The organism is Saxibacter everestensis (genome assembly GCF_025787225.1).
Classification (GTDB): Bacteria; Actinomycetota; Actinomycetes; order Actinomycetales; family Brevibacteriaceae; genus Saxibacter; species Saxibacter everestensis.
On the sequence record NZ_CP090958.1, the window covers coordinates 3,459,001 to 3,476,646 of the forward strand.

16 protein-coding genes are annotated in these 17,646 nt (G+C 64.2%); 7 read left to right on the plus strand and 9 right to left on the minus strand.

The features are described 5' to 3' along the window. Positions 1-151: 151 nt before the first annotated feature. A complete protein-coding gene (phnA, locus tag LWF01_RS16340; protein ID WP_349638429.1) occupies positions 152-1,522 on the minus strand; it encodes a phosphonoacetate hydrolase in 1,371 nt (456 codons plus the stop codon). 242 nt (positions 1,523-1,764) lie between these two features. Between phnA and LWF01_RS16345 the strand changes: the two genes are divergently transcribed. The 3 genes from LWF01_RS16345 (at position 1,765) to LWF01_RS16355 (ending at position 4,892) form a co-directional block, all read left to right on the plus strand. Next, positions 1,765-2,529: a FadR/GntR family transcriptional regulator gene (locus tag LWF01_RS16345; RefSeq protein ID WP_349638430.1), complete on the plus strand. Its 765-nt coding sequence runs from the start codon at positions 1,765-1,767 to the stop codon at positions 2,527-2,529. Beyond that, a complete protein-coding gene (locus LWF01_RS16350; RefSeq protein ID WP_349638431.1) occupies positions 2,522-3,286 on the plus strand; it encodes a cache domain-containing protein in 765 nt (254 codons plus the stop codon). Before LWF01_RS16345 ends, LWF01_RS16350 begins: the two co-directional genes overlap by 8 nt. Before the next feature lie 100 nt (positions 3,287-3,386). Then, positions 3,387-4,892 (plus strand): APC family permease, encoded by a 1,506-nt coding sequence (locus LWF01_RS16355; protein WP_349638432.1) that lies wholly within the window; start codon positions 3,387-3,389, stop codon positions 4,890-4,892. 122 nt (positions 4,893-5,014) lie between these two features. Here the strand turns inward: LWF01_RS16355 and LWF01_RS16360 are convergent, their stop codons facing one another. The 3 genes from LWF01_RS16360 to LWF01_RS16370 all read right to left on the minus strand — a co-directional run bounded on the left by LWF01_RS16360 (position 5,015) and on the right by LWF01_RS16370 (position 8,669). After that, entirely contained in the window at positions 5,015-6,388 is a 1,374-nt protein-coding gene (locus LWF01_RS16360; RefSeq protein ID WP_349638433.1) for an NAD-dependent succinate-semialdehyde dehydrogenase, read from the minus strand. A gap of 92 nt (positions 6,389-6,480) precedes the next feature. Then, positions 6,481-7,095: a DinB family protein gene (locus tag LWF01_RS16365; protein ID WP_349638434.1), complete on the minus strand. Its 615-nt coding sequence runs from the start codon at positions 7,093-7,095 to the stop codon at positions 6,481-6,483. A gap of 281 nt (positions 7,096-7,376) precedes the next feature. Beyond that, a complete protein-coding gene (locus tag LWF01_RS16370; protein WP_349638435.1) occupies positions 7,377-8,669 on the minus strand; it encodes an MFS transporter in 1,293 nt (430 codons plus the stop codon). Positions 8,670-8,761: 92 nt separating this feature from the next. Here LWF01_RS16370 and LWF01_RS16375 point away from each other — a divergent pair, with 92 nt between their 5' ends. Both LWF01_RS16375 and LWF01_RS16380 read left to right on the plus strand, forming a co-directional pair. Continuing rightward, a complete protein-coding gene (locus tag LWF01_RS16375; protein ID WP_349638436.1) occupies positions 8,762-9,343 on the plus strand; it encodes an ArsR/SmtB family transcription factor in 582 nt (193 codons plus the stop codon). Next, positions 9,340-9,957: a response regulator gene (locus LWF01_RS16380; RefSeq protein WP_349638437.1), complete on the plus strand. Its 618-nt coding sequence runs from the start codon at positions 9,340-9,342 to the stop codon at positions 9,955-9,957. The genes LWF01_RS16375 and LWF01_RS16380 overlap by 4 nt, the downstream gene beginning before the upstream one ends. A gap of 91 nt (positions 9,958-10,048) precedes the next feature. On the opposite strand, the gene LWF01_RS16385 is transcribed toward LWF01_RS16380, so the two are convergent. The 5 genes from LWF01_RS16385 to LWF01_RS16405 all read right to left on the minus strand — a co-directional run bounded on the left by LWF01_RS16385 (position 10,049) and on the right by LWF01_RS16405 (position 15,922). Beyond that, positions 10,049-10,654 (minus strand): class I SAM-dependent methyltransferase, encoded by a 606-nt coding sequence (locus LWF01_RS16385; RefSeq protein ID WP_349638438.1) that lies wholly within the window; start codon positions 10,652-10,654, stop codon positions 10,049-10,051. Positions 10,655-10,745: 91 nt separating this feature from the next. Then, on the minus strand, positions 10,746-12,161 hold the full coding sequence (locus LWF01_RS16390) for an amidase (RefSeq protein ID WP_349638439.1): 1,416 nt from the start codon (positions 12,159-12,161) through the stop codon (positions 10,746-10,748). 12 nt (positions 12,162-12,173) lie between these two features. Continuing rightward, positions 12,174-13,424, minus strand: a complete 1,251-nt coding sequence (locus tag LWF01_RS16395; protein ID WP_349638440.1) for a M20 family metallo-hydrolase — start codon at positions 13,422-13,424, stop codon at positions 12,174-12,176. 72 nt (positions 13,425-13,496) lie between these two features. After that, on the minus strand, positions 13,497-14,819 hold the full coding sequence (locus LWF01_RS16400) for an MFS transporter (RefSeq protein ID WP_349638441.1): 1,323 nt from the start codon (positions 14,817-14,819) through the stop codon (positions 13,497-13,499). A gap of 125 nt (positions 14,820-14,944) precedes the next feature. Further along, positions 14,945-15,922 carry a LysR family transcriptional regulator gene (locus LWF01_RS16405; protein WP_349638442.1) on the minus strand — a complete coding sequence of 326 codons (978 nt, stop codon included), beginning with the start codon at positions 15,920-15,922 and terminating at the stop codon, positions 14,945-14,947. Positions 15,923-16,146: 224 nt separating this feature from the next. On the opposite strand from LWF01_RS16405, the gene LWF01_RS16410 reads away from it, so the two are divergent. Next, the gene (locus LWF01_RS16410; protein WP_349638443.1) at positions 16,147-16,407 is read left to right on the plus strand and encodes a hypothetical protein; all 261 of its coding nucleotides are present in this window, start codon (positions 16,147-16,149) and stop codon (positions 16,405-16,407) included. A gap of 36 nt (positions 16,408-16,443) precedes the next feature. Continuing rightward, positions 16,444-17,643 (plus strand): MFS transporter, encoded by a 1,200-nt coding sequence (locus LWF01_RS16415; protein ID WP_349638444.1) that lies wholly within the window; start codon positions 16,444-16,446, stop codon positions 17,641-17,643. The last annotated feature ends 3 nt before the right edge of the window (positions 17,644-17,646 follow it).

The window sequence follows — 17,646 nt, forward strand, 5'->3', positions numbered from 1 at the left end:
AGTTGGACGTCGACCGGTTGAGGAATCCTTCCGCCGGTGGCGGCTGGACTGGTGCATGAGGATCCTGGTGCTGACTTCTGATGGTGCGGTTTCTGGTGCTGCTGTTTCTGGTGCTGCGATGGAACGGACGGTTCAGTTAAGGCCGGTTCGGCTAGACGGCAGCCTCGCTCGGTATTGCTGAACGCACCAGGTGAGTCGTGGCCACCCAGTACGCGTCGTAGTTGTGCACGGCGGCGTTCTCGCCGCCGATTGAGGTCGCTTCGGTCTCTGCCGGAACCGGCAGCCGCCGATTGATGATGAACGGAATCCGCAGTTCGCCCAGGCCTCCGTGCGAACGCAGCGGCACTTCAAGGTTGCTCAGATCGTGCCAGGCCGCGTAGCGTCCCAGCGCAGTGTTCTTGTCGGCGAGGACGAGAATGTCGCCGACCCGGTCATCCGGCAGCTCGAGCAGCGGGGCGCCCTCTTCCGCGGTGAAGACCCGGTGCACGCCGGGCAAGCTCCTGAGTCGCTCAAGCACGGAGTCCCGGTCGCTGTCTTCGGGTAGGTACACGCTGGCAAAAGACCCCAGCGCGCCGTGGTGAACCGTGTAGGGATCGGTGATTGGCAGGATGACTCGTGCACCGTCGCCGTTTTCGCCTTTGCCGCTTTCGCCGTCCAGGCCCAGCACCGCGTTGACCTCGTCCTCCACGTAGATCACCCGGGGCGTTCCATCGTCATGATGTTTGGCACTCATGCCGTGATCCGCAGTGATCACCACGACGGCGCCGAGCTCATCCAGTGCCTGCGCGTAGGAGTCGATCATGGCGTAGAAGTCGTTGGCAGTTTCGGTGCCCGGCGCGTTCTTGTGCTGGATGTAGTCGGTAAGCGACAAGTACATCAGGTCGGGCTTCCGTTCCTGCATAATCCTGACCCCGGCCGCCAGCGCGAATTCGCTGAGTTCCGCCGAGTAGACGCTCGGCAGCGGTAGGCCGACCAGATCCAGTACGTTGTCGATACCGTTTGCGGACAGCTTTGCCTCGTCCGCCTTCTCCGCCGAGAAGCAGATCCCGGTGTTCGCCGGCTCGACCAGCTCGCCGGAACCTTTGACATTCAGACCGACTTCGACAAGGCCGGCCCCGAGCAGCCGGCGCAGCTTGTCCTTTGCCGTCACGACGGCAACGCTCAGGCCGGCATCCGCTGCCGCGGCGAAAATGGTGGGGGCGCGCAGGAACTTCGCATCGTTCATCAGCACCTCTTCGCCGCTGTCCCGGTCGAAAAAGTAGTTTCCGCTGATGCCGTGCACCCTGGGCGGCCGGCCGGTGGCGATCGACATATTGTTCGGATTTGTCAGGGTCGGAACTGCGCAGTGCGCATCCCACGACGCCCCGGTTCCGTCCAGCACCTTGGCCAGCCACGGCATCCGACCCGCCGCAACAGCGGCTTCGTGGTATTCAGGCTCACTGCCATCGATGCAGATAACCACCACGGGACCGTCTGGAGCGGTGTAGGTACGGCCGTTCACCTGGAAGCTTGCTGCGGTCATTTTGCACTCCTTGCTAGCACTGTGATCTGCGTTACCTAAGATTTAGTGCAGATCCGCGTCGGACTGAACGCCCCATCTGGCTATGCGGGGTATCAGGAAATCGAATAGCCCTTCCGGCCCAGGGCTCACCGGCGGCTGGAGCTCCCCGGCGGACGTTGCTCTCGGAATGACTTGCGGACAGATAGGGTGAGGCGCATGGAAGCAGCTGGCCGAAGCGTGTCCTTCAGCCGGACGATGCAGTCATGACGCCCCGAACCGGACCGGCGCCCGGAGCCCGCGCAGCCGTTTTCGCCCAGCTTGCCGATGTCGGGCGGGCCGAACAGGTCGCCCAGCGGCTGAGCGACGCAATCGTGCTCGGCCTCTTCGCCCCCGGTGAACGTCTGCCGAATGAGACCGAGCTGGCCAGACGCTTTGGCGTCGCACTGATCACCGCCAGGGAAGGCCTGAGCGTACTCCGGGACGCCGGGCTGGTCGAGACGCGCCGTGGCCGTGATGGCGGCAGCTTCGTGACAACCACGCAAACTCCGGACGATACCGTGCTGCACGATCGCCTGCTTCACGTTTCGCAGGTTGAGCTGTCGGACCTGACCGCCTACTTTGCAACCATCGTTGCCGGCAGCGTTGAGCTCGCTGCCGAGCGATCCACGGTTCAGGACACGGAACGGCTGAAGGACTGGCTGCGCTCCGCCGATTTCGGCACAGGCGCCAACGGACACAGAAATGCCGGGGGCTTCTACCTCGAGCTCGCGGTGCTCAGTCAATCTGCCCGGCTGGTCCGGGAGAACATCCGCCTGCAGGCCGAGTTCGGGACGCTGCTCTGGCTCTGTATGGGCGACGCCGGCATGCGGAAGCAGACCGCCAGCAGCAATGTCAGAATCGTCGACGCCATTGCCGATCACGATCCGGAAGAAGCGCGCTCCCAGGTCAGACGGCAGATTCAGTCCATGACGGAATGGCTGCTGGATGCCAAGGCGCAAACCGAACGAGAGGCGCTGGACGATGCCTAGCGAACGTCATCCGGGCCCGCAGGATTGCGTTTCGGCAGTTTCCTCAGTCTTCGAACGCGTCTTCGCGCAGCTGACGGTTTGGCGTTCCGCCATCGAAACCACCACAGGCCTGCACCCCGGCGCAGTGCTGCACCCCGGACAGCTCGACCGCGTCGTCTATCCACTCGTTGGGCCGACGCTCGGTTCGACGGGATCGCTGCTGATTGGCGCCGGGTTCATCGGCGCGCCCACCAGCCACAGCGGTCCCGGCCTGCGCTTCTCCTGGTGGCTCGGACCTCTCGAGTCGAATCCATTGTTCGGAAGCACAACCGAGCCGACCCGGCTCGACCTGTCAACACGTGGCTACGCCGAGTATCTGGGCGATTTCCGTTCCCTCGAGTGGTACACGGCGCCCGAAGCCACCCGGCGCAGGCATGTCACCGGGCCGTATGTCGACCATCTCTGCACCTGCGACTACATCCTCACCCTCAGCATGCCTACCGAAGTCGACGGGGAGATGACCGGCATTGTCGGCGCCGACATCTACGTGAAGCGACTGGAACTGGAACTCTTGCCGATCTTCCTCCGGCTCGGCGCACCGGCATCCCTGCTGAATCGGACCGGTCGGGTGATCATTTCCACCGATCCAAGACGCCCGGCAGGCAGCATCGTTTCCGACCCGGCCGAAAGCAGCCTGCTTCCCTGCCTGGGCACCCCGTTCAATGTGCTGGTGCAGGGCCCTCGCAACAGCCCTCAGAATAAACATCTGGTTCTATAGGTATTAGCTGAATATCGTGTTAAGTTTTGGGCACGCACAATGAGGTGTCCGCGGCCGACGATGACCGCAACGGCCCTCTGGTCCGACCCGGAAGGTCACGATGTCCACAGATCCCTCCACCGATCCCTCGACGGCCAAAGGTCTCTCCGACCGCGAGCATCTCGCGGTCCTTGGGTATGAAGGCTCGTTCGAAAGATCCATGTCGTTGTGGGCCAACTTCGCCCTTGGCTTCACCTACCTTTCTCCGCTCGTCGGGGTGTACTCGCTCTTCGCGCTGTCAATGAGCACCGGGGGACCGCCCTCGATTTTCTGGATCGTCATTGTCGGGGCCGGCCAGTTGCTGGTTGCCCTTGTCTTCGGCGAGGTCGTGTCGCAGTACCCGATCCACGGGGGTATCTACCCGTGGACCCGCCGGCTGTGGGGCAGGCGCTATGCCTGGATGGCAGCCTGGGTCTATATCTGGGCAATGATCGTCACGATCACCTCGGTCGCCGAGTTCGGCAGCGGCTTCCTTGCCAGCCTGTTCAATATCGCCGTCACGAAGGAAGTGACCCTAGGACTTTCCCTGGTCTTCCTCGTGGTCGCGCTTGGTCTGAACTTTTCCGGCACGAAGATGCTGGCCAGAGTCGCCCGAATTGGCCTTGCGGCTGAGCTGATCGGTGTTATCGCGGTAGGGCTGTACCTGCTGATCTTCCAGCGCAAGCAGGAGTTCGGGGTGTTCTTCGACTCAATGGGCGTGCAGGGCGACGGTTCCTACCTGACGGCGTTCGGCGGTGCCGCTCTCGCAGGTCTTTTCCTGTTCTACGGCTTCGAGGCCTGCGGAGACGTGGCCGAGGAGGTTTCCACTCCGGCTCGGCGTATCCCCCGCGCGATGATGATGACGATCCTGGTGGGCGGGGTCTCGGCACTGTTCTCGTTCGGTGGCTATGTGATGGCCGCGCCGAACCTGCAGGCGATTGTCGATGGCGAAGACATCGATCCGATCCCCGCCATCCTCACCGCCGCGCTCGGCGATGTCGGGGCGAAGATATTCCTGATCGTCGCGTTGACGGCGTTCCTGTCCTGCGTGCTGAGCCTGCAGGCGGCTGCCAGTCGCCTGCTCTTCTCATTTGCCCGCGACGGCATGATTCCGGGACACGCCTGGCTTGCGCGGGTCTCACCGCGCAGCAAGGTACCGACGAACGCGCTGATCGTGGCCTGCACCATTCCGGTCATTCTGTGCGTGACCATCTATCTTGGCCCGGAGCAGCTACTCGCCCAGATCACGGCGTTTGCAGTGCTTGGCATCTACGTTGCCTTCCAGTCTGTCGTCCTCGCCTCTTTGCGGCAGCGGATCAAGGGATGGCGTCCCGCCGGTCCCTTCAGCCTGGGTGGCGCTGGTTTCGCCATCAATATTCTGGCGCTCGGCTACGGCGTCTTCGCCATGTTCCTGCTGGCCCGGCCGGGAAGCTCCGGCGTATTCGTGAACGACTGGATAGTCCTGATCGGACTCGGAATCGTGCTCGGCACCGGGCTGCTGTACCTGTTCATCGCAAGTCCGGACAGAAAGTCGGACGCGCCGAGCGGCGACGCCATCGAGATTGCCGCGGCTCTGCGCCGGCGATAAGGCCCGACGCCGTACAAACGCCGCCGACACCAAAGGCCGCCGACCTACGTACAACCGCCCTGCTTTCCAGGGACTGTACTTCGGCCGGCGGCCTTTTGGTCTCCACTGAGCCGCTATCGCCCTTACTTCGCCGTGCGGATCAGCTTCTTGTTCACGAACTCGTCCATGCCGTACTTGCCGAGTTCCCGACCGATACCGGACCGCTTCACGCCCCCGAACGGCAGGTCGGCCTGGCTTGCCGCGACCCCATTGATCCAGACCATGCCGGTATCAAGCCTGTCGGCGATTTCCCGCGCCTTCTCGACATCCGTGCTGAACACGGCGCCGCCAAGCCCGTAGGCGGAGCTGTTGGCCAGCTCGACTGCCTCGTCCTCGCTGGCAACTTTGTACACAACTGCAGCCGGCCCGAACAGCTCCTCGGAATAGGCCCTCATCTTCGGGGTGATGTCGGTCAGCACGGTCGGCTCAACGAAAGCTCCGGGGCCGTCGAGCCGCTTGCCGCCCAGATGCAAGGTGGCACCCTTATCCACTGCATCCTGGATCTGCTCCAGCAGGCCGTCCGCTGCTGCCGACGACGATAGCGGGCCGAATCGGGTTGCCGGGTCTGCTGGATCGCCCGGCGTGACCTTCGCGATCCGTTCGGTCAGCTTACTGACGAAGTCGTCGTAGAGGTTTTCGTTCACGATGAAGCGTTTTGGCGAGTTGCATGCCTGGCCGGCATTGCCCATCCGGCCAGCCGCGGCCATTTTCACCGTAGTGTCCAGATCGTCGGTGTCGAGCACGATGAACGCGTCACTACCGCCGAGTTCCAGCACGCACTTCTTCAGGTTGCGGCCGGCGATCTCAGCCACGGCTGAACCGGCCCGCTCACTTCCGGTCAGGGAGACGCCCTGGTTCCGCGGGTCGGCAATGATGTCGGCGACCTGATCGTTGCTGGCGAAGATGTTGATATACGCGCCATCCGGCAGACCAGCATCCTTGAAGATCTGCTCCACTGCGAGCGCGGACTGCGGGCAGCTCGGCGCATGCTTCAGCAGGATGGTGTTGCCGAGCATCAGATTCGGGCCTGCAAAGCGAGCGACCTGATAGTAGGGGTAGTTCCAGGGCATGATGCCGAGCAGCGAACCGACCGGAGCGGAGCGAACAAGCGCCTCGCCTCCGCCGCTCACGCTGAGCACTTCATCCGCCATGAAGCCAGGACCCTCGGCGGCATAGTAGCTGTAGATGCTCGACACGATGTCGACCTCGCCCTTGGCCTCGCCGAAGGGCTTGCCCATTTCGGTGCCGATCAGCTTGGCCAGTTCGTCCTTTCGCTCCTGGTAGAGCTCGGCGACCCGATTCAGCACCTTCGATCGGTCTTCGAGCGGCGTGGTGCGCCACGATGCATAAGCCTGGTGAGAGGCGCTCAGCGCGGCTTCGATCTCTGCGGAACTGGCCTCCGGAAACTCCTTCAGGGTCTCGCCGGTAGCCGGGTTCACGGTCTTGTATGAAGTCATGGCCCCAACATATCGGTCCCGCGGGTCGAGCTGAAGCGGGGTGCGGGCGCGGGGTGGTGCGGGGTTGCTGCAACCGGGATGGGCGCGGCGATTCAGTCCCGGACGTTTGCGTCCCAGGTCCAAGGCCGCGGTCCACTGGGTCCGCGCCCCGAGGCTTCCAGCAGATCTGCCCACGGATCGTCGGTGCGCGAAGCTGCCGGCAACAGCCGGTCGAGGATGCCACACGTCAGGGTAGGCGCGGGGCTATAGGGGATGTCGAAGGTCTGCAGGATGTCGTGCGCGTGCAGGACGAGCTCGATGGCACCCATCGCCGCAAATCCGCCAGCATCCGCCAAACCTCGGGGGTGATATCCCCGCTTGTCGGCCGGCGTGACCGCTACCACGGCGGCAAGCAGCCCCGCCGTTGCATCCAGCGTCTGCACGATGCCGGCCGTTCCGGCGGTCGGCTCGGTGCGCATCACATTGGCCGGCCCGCCCTCGCGTTCCGCAGCCGGCTCAATGACCCTTAGGTAGTCGTTGGTCGGCGGCGTCTGACCGGCCAATTGCATGGCGTAGAAGGCGAAGTCGTCGCTGAGGTGGTCAACCGTTTCCCGGCAGGTCCAGGTCAGCCGAAAGGCCATCTCGTCCCACTGGGCCGGCTCTATCTGCTGCAGCAGCGGGATGACGGCGTCGACACCGGCGCGGAATTCGGTTGCTCCAAGGCTCATTCAGTGATCGTGCCATGAGCGGCATCGGCCGACAAAAGGCGGGGCCAACCCGCGGGTAACCGCCGGAATCTCAGACTGTGAGCCGAACCTGACTGCCTCCGGGCAGCTAGCGTCAGCATCTGTGCGCCGCCGAGCGTTAGGCCCGCCCGGCCAGTTTGGTCGGTGACGGAACGATCATCTCCGTTATGGGCCTGCCGCTAACCCTGCAGCCGAGCCGTCCGGAGCCGCTGCCCTGATCGGCGCGACCTAGCGGTTTGCTTGGCACGTGAAGCACGGCCGGGTCAGGGGTGGGTTTCGTCGGCGAGCGCGTCTAGTTCACGCGGCAGGTCGCGCATGGTGAGCAGCGGGGACAGCAGGACTGGCAGGGCGGCGAGCACCGCGAGCGCGGCAAAGATCCAGAGCGTCGTAACTATCCCGAGCTGGCGTCCGAGCAGGCCGCCAAGGAAGGCGCCGACGGGCATCGGCCCCCAGACGAGGAAACGGATCGAGGCGTTCATCCGTCCGAGTAAGGGCTTGGGACATAAGCGCTGGCGGAAGCTCACCTGGGTGATGTTGTAGACGACGGTCGCCCACGAAGTAATGAAGCCACCGACCGCCAGCGTGGGAACCGTCAGCAACGTGCTTGCCAGCGGCATGGATAGCAACGCGACGCCGCTGAGGGCAGCGGCCAGCGGGATGGACCGGCCTTCGCCCACGAGACGCTGGAAGCGGGAGGCGGTGACGGCGCCGACAATGCCGCCCACAGCACTCACGGACATCACCAGGCCGAGCGTGGTCTCGGACAGGCCGAGCGTATTCAGGGCGTAGAGGACGAAGATCGCGTAGACCGCGGAGGAGGCGAGGTTTGCGGTGCCGGTGCAAGCGACAATGCGTCGCAAAAACGAATGTCCGAGGACGAACGTCAGTCCCTCGCGGATCTCGGTTGCCAGCGGCCGGCGCGCTTGCGGGTCGGCCACCTCCTCCCGGTGGTGGATCCGGCTGACGAACAAGCTGGAGAGTGCCATGCATACGCTGGTCACGGCGATCGTTACCGGCGACCCGATCCAGCCCACGAGAGCCGAGGCCGCGGAAGGACCGACGACCGTGGCGGTCTGCTGGCTAGCCTGGAGCTTGCCATTGCCGTCGCCGATCTGGTTGCCGTCGACGATCTCGGGTAGGTAGGACTGGTTGGCGACGTCGAAGAAGACGGTGATGACGCCGACGAGGGCAGCGACGAGGTAGAGGTGGAGCAGGCTGAGGGAGTCGATCAGCCAGGCTAGTGGGAGAGTTAGCAGGAGCGCGGCGCGGAGCAGGTCGCCGAGGACAATGACGAACTTCTTGCGGGACCGGTCCACCCAGGCCCCGGCCGGCAGGCTGACGAGGAGGAAAGCTGCCGACTCCAGAGCGGCCAGCACGCCCATTTCGAAGGCGTCCGCGTGCAGCAGCTGCACCGCCATGAGGGGCATCGCGAACAGGACAAACTGGTTTCCGAACACTGAGACTGTGTCGCCCATCCAGAGCTGGCGGAAGTCGTGGTGTCGCCACAGGCTGGCGATCGGATAGCGACCGAAACCGGCGTTGGGTTTTGGGGGCATGGCTGAGCCTCTTCTTTAGTGATTGGCAATCGCCAATCACACGTCTATCAGCACTGATTGATTTTTGTCAATCACTTGGTTAGGGTTTTCCCATGAATCAGGAAGGCGCTATGGAGCCAACCGTTCCCAGCGAACGTCGCGCCGCCACCGATGCTGAAGCCAAAGCCCTCGGCTCCGGGGTTCGTCTGCGTATCCTGCGCCTCTGCCTGGACGAGACGCTGACCAACCGGGAGATCGCCGCGGAACTCGACCTCAACCCCGCCACGTCGCTGCACCACGTGCGCACGCTGGCCGCCACCGGGTTCCTGGAGGCTTTGGAAGCTCGTCGTGGCCGTCGGGGCGCCCAGGAAATCCCCTACCGGGCGACTGGCAAGTCCTGGTTCATGGATGCCGGAGACATCACCAACCCACTGCTGGAGGCCTTTGTCGCCGAGCTCAACGCCGCCCCGTTTGAGCGTCGCACCATGGGCCGGCTCGCCATCCGCTTGCCGGAGGCAGAAGTGGACGAACTGCGGGAACGAATCGACGAACTACTCGAGGAGTTCCGGGCACGTCCCCGCGATCCGCGAGCAGAACAGTGGGCCATCTTCGTCGCCATGCACCCCAGCAGCCGGCAAACACCGCCATCGACGTCGGAAGAGGTCGGAGCGCATGGAGAGGGACCGAACGCGTGAGCTGGCGACGACGCAAACCACCGACTCTGGTCCTGGACGAACTTCCCGACGATGTTCGGCGGGCAATCGAGGCGATGGTCGAGGGAGACGAGGTCGCCGTCCTCCGCGGAGGCGAAGAAGTCGGGTATCTCTCCTTCCGCTCGGCCGTCCTGGAAGGGCATGTTCTGCCGGTCTCTCGACTGCCTCAGCCGGAAACCCCGATCCCGGAAGGAGTCACGGTGGTTGCGACGGCTATGTCGCTGTCGGGCTCCGCCCGCCGACGTCTGTCCGACGAGTTCGGATCTGACTACATCGTCCTGGACCTCAATGAGGCCCCGGAGAGCACCGACGTGCTGCTCACGAATCCGATCAGCCTCCAGCTGATCGGACACCTCCGAGCCCGATTCCCTCAAGCGCGCGTCATCATCAGCGAGATCGATGATGAAGAACTGGGCGTCAACTACACCGGCCCGGTCAGCCGGCTGCTGAGCGCTGGAGCCTCCGCATACCTTCCGCCCCGACCGCTCAGCGGCGTCGCGTCCGCCGTCCACAGCTACCTCACCACCGACGCCGCACCCGGACTCACGGCCCCCGCTCACGTCGAGGCAGCACTCCCAGCCCCTGATGAACGCTGACCTGCGGCCTTAGGACGAAGCAGTCGGCGGCCAGCTAGGACGCAACAGTCGCCGGCCAGGCCGGACGCACGGGCAGTTGACCTAGCGCCGGCTACGCCTTGGCGAGCACTGTGACGATGAAGTCGGAATCCGCGCGCAGCGGACGAAGGTCCCAGGTTGAGAACTTGCCGTCAATCGTCAGCCCGGCGGCGTCGATGTCGGCGAAAAAGTCGTCGAGTTCGTAGTTCCGGCCGAGGCCGAAGCCAATCACGGCCCGGCCGTCATCGGCAAGGTGCGCCTCGAAGCGCCTGAGCACTTCTCCGGCTGTTCCGGGTGCCAGGAAGACCATCACGTTGCCGGCGCAGACAATAAGGTCGAACGGTTCGGCGATGCTTCGTTGCGCGACGTCGAGTTCGGCGAGGTTGCCAACGAACCACTGCACCTGCGGATGGTCGGCGCGGGCGGCATCGATGAGTTCCGGGTCGACGTCGACGCCGACCACCTGGTGCCCGCGCTGAGCGAGCTCTCCGCCGATCCGCCCGGGGCCACATCCCGCATCGAGGATCCGGCTGCCGCGTGCCGCCATCGCATCAATCAGCCGAGCCTCGCCGGCAAGGTCGGCGCCCTCGGCCCGCATCTTCTCGAATCGTTGGATGTACCAGGCAGAGTGGCCGGGGTTGTCCCGCTTGCGTGCTTCCCAGAGTGTCTCGTCGCTCACGCCGTCCAGCCTATGCTTTCACCGACATTCCCGCTCGCACTCCCGCGACAGGCGACAAGCGTCACGCCTCCCCTGCAAAACGCCGGCAACTCTACAGTTGCGGATGCCGGCCCGCCCACGGGCACACCTGCTCTACGGCCGCGCCGATCCGGAAGACGATGTCGTCATCGAAGGGGTGCCCGACAATCTGCACGCCGGTCGGCACGCCTGACGACGATATACCGCTCGGCACTGCCAAAACGGGGCACCGATTGTTGATGTTGAACGGCGAGGTCAGGTGCGATTCCCAGTAGTGCGTCAGCCGGGTACCATCGACCGTGATGCCGTCCAGGTACTCCTCTTCTGCCCGCAGTGCCGGAGTCGTGGACGTCGGGCAGAGCAGGGCATCGAAGCCCGCCATCGCAGCGGCCAGCTCGGCCTGCATCCGGGTCTCGGCCCTGATGGCGTCCACATACCGGTTCCGCCCGGCTGCGGCTCGCGCGTCCGCCATAAATTGCCTGGTGTAGCCGGCCAGCAGCGACAGGTCGGTGCCCGCGGTCTCATCGTCCATCAACGGGCCCAGTATGTTGCCGAAATGGGTAAACGTCGTCTCGCGGATTTCTTCCGTCGTCCACGGCAGTTCGATTTCCTCAACCACCGCCCCGGCGTCGGTCAGCGCCCTGGCCACCGCGCGGGTGTTCTCCTCGACCTCGGTGGTGACCGGATAGTTGCCGAGCCGCACGCACAACGCGATCCTTAAGCCCGCCACATTCGCGGAGCTGCTCGAGATCGAGACCGACGGCGCAAGCGAGGTGTGGTCGGCACCATCGGCTCCGATCATCACGTTGGCCAGCAGGGCGGTATCGGCAACAGTTCGTGCCATCGGTCCGTCGCCGCGGTAATGATCGGCTGACAGCGGCGGCGCTCCGGGAATCCGGCCATATGGCGCCTTGTAACCGACGGTGCCGGTGAATGAGGCCGGCAGCCGGGTCGAGCCTGCGATATCGGATGCGGTCGCGAGCGGCGCGCAGCCAGCCGCCAGCGCGGCTCCCGCGCCACCTGAGGATCCGCCCGGCGAGTAGTCGAGATTCCATGGGTTCCTGGTCACGCCCCACATCGGGCTATGTGTCACCGTGGCGCAACTGAACTCCGGGGTCGTCGTCCGGGCGTGCACGATGCCGCCTGCGGCCAGCACCCGGTCGACCAGAACATGGTTGGCGTCGGCGATGACATCGCGTTTTGCCAGCAGTCCCTGTGAGACTGGTCGGCCCTTCAAGGCGTGCTTTTCCTTCGTCGCCACCGGGAGCCCGAGCAGCGGCGGCAGCTCAACGCCAGCCAGGTAGCGGCGTTCCGCCGATCGTGCGGCCACCAGCGCCTGGTCGAAGAGCGTCTCGGTGAAGGCGTTGACGTCGCCATTCACCGCGTCTGTCCTGGCGATCATTGCTTCGAGCAGGTCAACCGGCGAAAGTTCCCGGCTGCGGAAGAGACGCAGTGCGGTCGTCGCGTCCAGATAGTGCAGGTCACTCATCCCAGTCCCGTTCTACGCCTGTGCGCCGTCAGCATCGAGAGCACCGTGCACGAGTTCAAGGGCGACGTCGGTGAGCATGTCGAGTCCCTTCACCATGTCCTCATCCGTGCTGAATTCGCGTTCGCAGTGCGAAACCCCGTCGACGCTCGGAATGAACATCATGATCGACGGCACCACCGTGTTCATCGCAACGGAGTCATGTCCGGCCATGGTCTGGATCGGTCTGGAGGAGAAGCCCAGGTTGGCGGCGACCTTCTCGGAGAGGGTGACTCCCTCTTCCGGGAAATAGCGGATCGGCCGGATGTCGAAGTCCTTCACGTTGATCAGAATGTCGTGCTCGCGGGCCAGTGCCTCAATATCCCGAAGCAGCTTGGCGCGCGCGGTCCGCACGATCTCCGGATCACCGGATCGAAGGTCCGCCACCATGTGCACGCGTCGGGCAACGACAATCGGCGAATTGGGCTCGACGACGTGCTGGCCAATCGACGATACAAGTGCCTCGTCGTCGAAGTCGCCGGTGATGTCGTGCACCATCAACACGATCTTGGCCGCGGCCACCAGGGCGTCATGTCGGTCGGCCATCGCGGTGGCACCGGTATGCGACTGCTCGCCCAGCACCTCGATATCGAGCTTCTGGGTGTACCAGCTGCTATCGACCAGGCCGATGTCGATGCCTTCGCGTTCCAGGATCCGGCCCTGCTCGATGTGGATCTCGGCGTAACCGGCTGGTTCGGGCGCCTCGTCGCTGCCGAGGAATCCGATCTCGCTCAGCGCGTCGCGCACTGTTGCGCCACGCAGATCTGTGACTGCAAGCATTTCCTCGCGGTCGAACAGGCCTGCGTAGACCGAGCTGCCCATCACGCTCGGCGCGAACCGTCCGCCTTCCTCGTTGAACCAATTGACCACGGCCAGGTTGAACTTAGGCGGCTGTCCGGATTGCTTCACCTGCTGGTCGACCCGTCGAGCGGCGTGCAGCGCTGCGAGCACTCCGTACGCGCCGTCGAACCTGCCGCCGAGCGGCTGGCTGTCCAGGTGTGAGCCGATCAAAACGTAGGGCGCGCCGGGCGTCCACTCGATCAGGCCGAACATGTTGCCGATGCCGTCGACGCGCAGCGCGTACCCGGCATCCTCGATCCATTGAGCGAACCAGGCTCGGCTCTGGCCGTCCTCCGGGGTCGCGGCCTGCCGATCGACACCCTTGTTATCGGTGGCGCCGATGCTGGCAACGTGGTGGAAATCCTTGAGAAAGGCTGTCGAGGCCATAGTTGTTCCTTCGTCGGTGGAGTGCTGGTGTATCGGGCAACAAGCGCCGGCAGAATGCCGGTGCGGAAGTGTCTAGCCCATCCGGCCTCTGGTCTCCGGGAGCTTGGTCAGCGTGACGAGCAGGAAGACAATCACGGCGGCGCCGGCCATGTAGTAACCGGGTGACGCCGAGACGCCGGTCTGACCGACGATGGCCGTGCCGATCAGCGGAGCCGTACCGCCGAAGGCAGCGTAGGAAACGTTGTAGCTGATCGCCGCGCTGGTGAACCGGGTCTTCGTCGTGAAGATCTCGACGAAGAAGGTGTAGCAACCACCGCCGTACAGGCAGAGCGGAATCACGAACAGTGCCTGGCCGAGTAAGGCGAGCGGCAGGCTGCCGCTGGTGACCAGCATGAAGCACGGGATGGCGAGGATAGCGATCGCGGCCGATCCCATGATCAGCATCGGCTTGCGGCCGAGCCGGTCGCCGATGATTCCACCGATCGGCAGCAGTACTGCGTAGAGCGCCATCGCCGCGGCGTTGGTCAGCAGCGCCTGCTCGCGGCTGAGGTTTCCGGTGGTCTGGATGTACGTGACGAAGTATGCCGAGAGAAAGTAGAAGCCCATTGCGGTCAGTCCCATCACGAAGATGACCTGGACCATGCGGAGCTTGTTCTCTGCGAATGCTTCCCTGATCGGACTGAATTCCTTGGTCTGCTCCTTCAAGGCTTCCTTGAACAGGTCGCTTTCCACCGTGCGGTTCCGAATCCAGACCCCGAAGATTGCCAGCGGCAGCGCGAGGATGAACGGAATTCGCCAGCCCCAGCTGGCGAAGCTCTCGTCGGGCATCGACTGGCTGAGGATCAGGATCAGCGTGCCAGCGACGACGGACGGCAATGCGGTTGCGGCGAGCGTGATGTTGATCCAGAATCCCCGCTTGTTGACCGGTGCGTGTTCGAAAACAAATGACGGCCCGCCAACCGATTCGCCACCCGCCGAGAACCCCTGCGCCAGCCGGCAGAGCACCAGAAGCACCGGCGCGAAGGCGCCGATCTGGCCGTAGGTCGGCAACACACCCATCAGGGCGGTGGCGCCGCCGACTGTGAACAAGGTGATTGCCAGCACCCGGCGTCGTCCGATCTTGTCGCCGAGCGCCCCGAAGAACAAGCCGCCCAGCGGACGGATCACGAACGCAACACCAAAGGTGGCGAAGGTGCCCAGCAGTGCGGCGAGCTCGTTGCCGGGCGGAAAGAAGAGCTGCGAGAAAATGACGGCAGAGAGCCCGTAGAGGGTGAAGTCATAGAACTCGATGAACTGGCCGACACTTCCACCGAGCAGAACGCGTTTTTGCATTCCGGTGGGTTTACCCGGTGCCGGCACGTTGACCGACGGGCTCGGGGACTCGTTTACGCTCATGGCAGCAACCTCGATGACGGATCGTTTGCGGACGGTTCGACGGCGGAGCCCTGGCTTCGCTGCCGACTAGGGTCAATCCTGAGTGACCGGCGTCACTTAAGTCCAATTCAATATTTTGAAGTTATTTATAGATTTTGTTTATGCGCCGCTGGGGATTCCCCGGTCGAAGTGCTGTCCCTGGCTGCCTGCTCCAGGTTAATCCGGCCGTAAAGTCGCTTGCACGCCTGCTCAAAGGCGAGCGCGCGACGGGTCGGCTGCACTCCTTGGGGGCGAACCAACATGACGTCGATGGCAGGCAGATCGTCGGAAAGCGCGATCGCCACAGTCCGGCCGCCCGCGTAGGTCAGATCGTGCAGCCGCTGATTGAGCACCGCATATCCGTGCCCCATCGCCACGAACGAACGCACCGTCTCGTAGCCGGCAAAGCTATGCCGAACGTTTGGCGTGATGCCTGAAAGCCGGAACAGGTGTTCGTAATACTCGCGGCTGTGCGGCAGGTTGAGCTGGATCATCGGCTCGTGCTCGAAGTCCTTCAACGTGACCTTTCGCTCCGGATGCCTGGCCGCGGGGTGCTCGGCCGAGACAAGGATGTGCGGCGGGATTTGTTCCACAACTTGCGAGCTGAAGCCGGCCGGCAATCCGAGACCGTAGGTCAGGGCCACCTCGCATTCGCCGTCGAGAAGCGCGGCATGCAGCGTCGCGAGGTCGGCTTCCAGGAGCGTGACTTCGATGTCGGGGTACTGCTCCTCGAAGGCCTGCAGGATGACTGGAAGCCGGAACGGCGCCAACGGCGCGAAGACCCCTACCTTGAGCTTTCCAGCCAGTGCGCCGGCCAGGCCCTGGGCCGACTCGTAGAGGGAGTCGGCCTGCTCGAGGAAGGCATTCACCTCATTGACGAAACGGTGGCCGGCCGGAGTGAGTTTTAGCGCGCGGGTTCGCTGTCGGATGAAGAGCTGCACGCCCAGAGCCTGCTCCAGTTGGCTCATCGCCGTCGACACAGCGGACTGGGTGACCAGCAGCCGTTCCGAGGCCGCCGTCATGCTCTCGAGCTCGGCAACGGCCTGGAAGTATCGAAGCTGCGTCAGGGTAAAGGGCCTCGGCATGACCTAATCTTGTCAGCACCGACGCAGTTCGGGTCAGAACACGGAGAATCCCCGGGCTACGGCACTGCGTCTGCACCACGCAGGCCGCGGCGAGGATCGCGAACTCCGCGCAGGACCTGACGCGAATTCAGGCCGCGATCCTGCACAGGGCCTGCGATCCTCCCACCAGCCATGCCAGGCGTGGCACTATGAAAGGCTGGAAACACCATTGACGAAGGAGTACCGTGCAAGTCCAGAAACCCGAGCCGGAACGCGGGCCGAGTTCGCTTCCATTGATCAGCCTCGTACTGGGCATCGGCGCCGTGCTGTTTTCCCTGCTCTTCGTGCAGATCGGCCTGCTGATCGGCATCGGCGGAGCAGTGCTCAGCGTGCTGGCGTTTCGCAATGACAAGGCGGCGGGCCTGCGTGGCACACAATCACTGCTTGCCCTGGCACTGAACATCGCCGGAGCCGTGCTCTGCGCGGTGTTCCTGATCACGGTTTGACCGGCACGGCCATCGACACGAAGCTTTGGCGCACTGATGTCTAGGCAGTCGCCGCGGGCTGCGCTGCCGCAGGAAATCTGGGTACTGGTCAGCGCCGCCTTCGTCATCGCGATAGGTTTCGGCCTCGTCGCGCCGGCCCTGCCGCAATATGCCCGGAGCTTCGGAGTCGGCATCACTGCGGCCAGCGCGCTGATCAGCGCCTTCGCACTCATGCGGCTCTGCTTCGCCCCGCTCAGTGGATCACTTGTCCAGCGGCTAGGAGAGCGCCCGGTCTATCTGCTGGGGCTCGGCATCGTCGCCCTCTCCACCGGCGCCTGCGCACTGGCAGGCGAGTACTGGCAACTGCTGTTGTTCCGCGCCCTGGGTGGAATCGGATCCACCATGTTCAGCGTGTCCGCTCTAGGCCTGCTCATCCGGATGAGCCCGCCCGAGGGCCGCGGCAGAGTCTCCGGTCTCTACGCAACCAGCTTCCTGCTCGGCAGTATCAGCGGCCCGCTGATCGGCGCCGCGCTGATCGGGTTCGGCTTGCGGGTGCCGTTCGTGATCTACGCGATTGCCCTGGTGATAGCCGCCGGCGTGGTCTTCTTCAGCCTTCGGGGGTCGAGCTTCGCTGCCCGTGATTCCGCGGTGGATACCGTCAGGATGCCGCTACGTGCCGCGCTTGGGACTTCCGCTTACCGGGCTGCATTGAGCTCGAACTTCGCGAATGGCTGGACGGTGATGGGCGTCCGGGTTGCCATGGTTCCGCTTTTCGTCGTTGAGGCGCTCCAACAGCCTGCCGGGGTCGCGGGTATCGCGCTGACCGTGTTCGCGCTCGGCAACGCAGCGGTGATGTTTCAATCCGGCCGGCTCTCCGACCGCTTCGGGCGCAAACCATTCATTCTCAGCGGCCTGCTGGTTTCCGGCCTCGCCACCATCGCGGTCGGGTTCACCGGCAATATAGTGGCATTTCTGGCACTGACCCTGATCGCCGGATTCGGTTCGGGATTGCTGACTCCGGCGCAGCAGGCTTCTGTCGCCGACGTGATCGGGCAGAAGGCCCGCGGCGGACAGGTGCTGGCGACTTTCCAGATGGTGGCGGATGTCGGCGCTATCGTCGGTCCGATCGTTGCCGGGCTGCTTGCCGAGGCGTTTTCGTATGGAGTTGCCTTCGCCGCCTCGGGCGTCATCATGCTGCTGGCCGCGGTCGGCTGGCTCTTCGCCCCCGACACTGTCGACCGGAACAACGGAGGCTAGCCG

What these genes read in the sequence shown, in the direction of transcription:
- phnA (WP_349638429.1), bottom strand. Translation starts at nt 1,522, where the DNA reads ATGACCGCAGCAAGCTTCCAGGTGAACGGCCGTACCTACACCGCTCCA.
- LWF01_RS16345 (WP_349638430.1), top strand. Translation starts at nt 1,765, where the DNA reads ATGACGCCCCGAACCGGACCGGCGCCCGGAGCCCGCGCAGCCGTTTTC.
- LWF01_RS16350 (WP_349638431.1), top strand. Translation starts at nt 2,522, where the DNA reads ATGCCTAGCGAACGTCATCCGGGCCCGCAGGATTGCGTTTCGGCAGTT.
- LWF01_RS16355 (WP_349638432.1), top strand. Translation starts at nt 3,387, where the DNA reads ATGTCCACAGATCCCTCCACCGATCCCTCGACGGCCAAAGGTCTCTCC.
- LWF01_RS16360 (WP_349638433.1), bottom strand. Translation starts at nt 6,388, where the DNA reads ATGACTTCATACAAGACCGTGAACCCGGCTACCGGCGAGACCCTGAAG.
- LWF01_RS16365 (WP_349638434.1), bottom strand. Translation starts at nt 7,095, where the DNA reads ATGAGCCTTGGAGCAACCGAATTCCGCGCCGGTGTCGACGCCGTCATC.
- LWF01_RS16370 (WP_349638435.1), bottom strand. Translation starts at nt 8,669, where the DNA reads ATGCCCCCAAAACCCAACGCCGGTTTCGGTCGCTATCCGATCGCCAGC.
- LWF01_RS16375 (WP_349638436.1), top strand. Translation starts at nt 8,762, where the DNA reads ATGAATCAGGAAGGCGCTATGGAGCCAACCGTTCCCAGCGAACGTCGC.
- LWF01_RS16390 (WP_349638439.1), bottom strand. Translation starts at nt 12,161, where the DNA reads ATGAGTGACCTGCACTATCTGGACGCGACGACCGCACTGCGTCTCTTC.
- LWF01_RS16395 (WP_349638440.1), bottom strand. Translation starts at nt 13,424, where the DNA reads ATGGCCTCGACAGCCTTTCTCAAGGATTTCCACCACGTTGCCAGCATC.
- LWF01_RS16400 (WP_349638441.1), bottom strand. Translation starts at nt 14,819, where the DNA reads ATGAGCGTAAACGAGTCCCCGAGCCCGTCGGTCAACGTGCCGGCACCG.
- LWF01_RS16405 (WP_349638442.1), bottom strand. Translation starts at nt 15,922, where the DNA reads ATGCCGAGGCCCTTTACCCTGACGCAGCTTCGATACTTCCAGGCCGTT.
- LWF01_RS16415 (WP_349638444.1), top strand. Translation starts at nt 16,444, where the DNA reads ATGTCTAGGCAGTCGCCGCGGGCTGCGCTGCCGCAGGAAATCTGGGTA.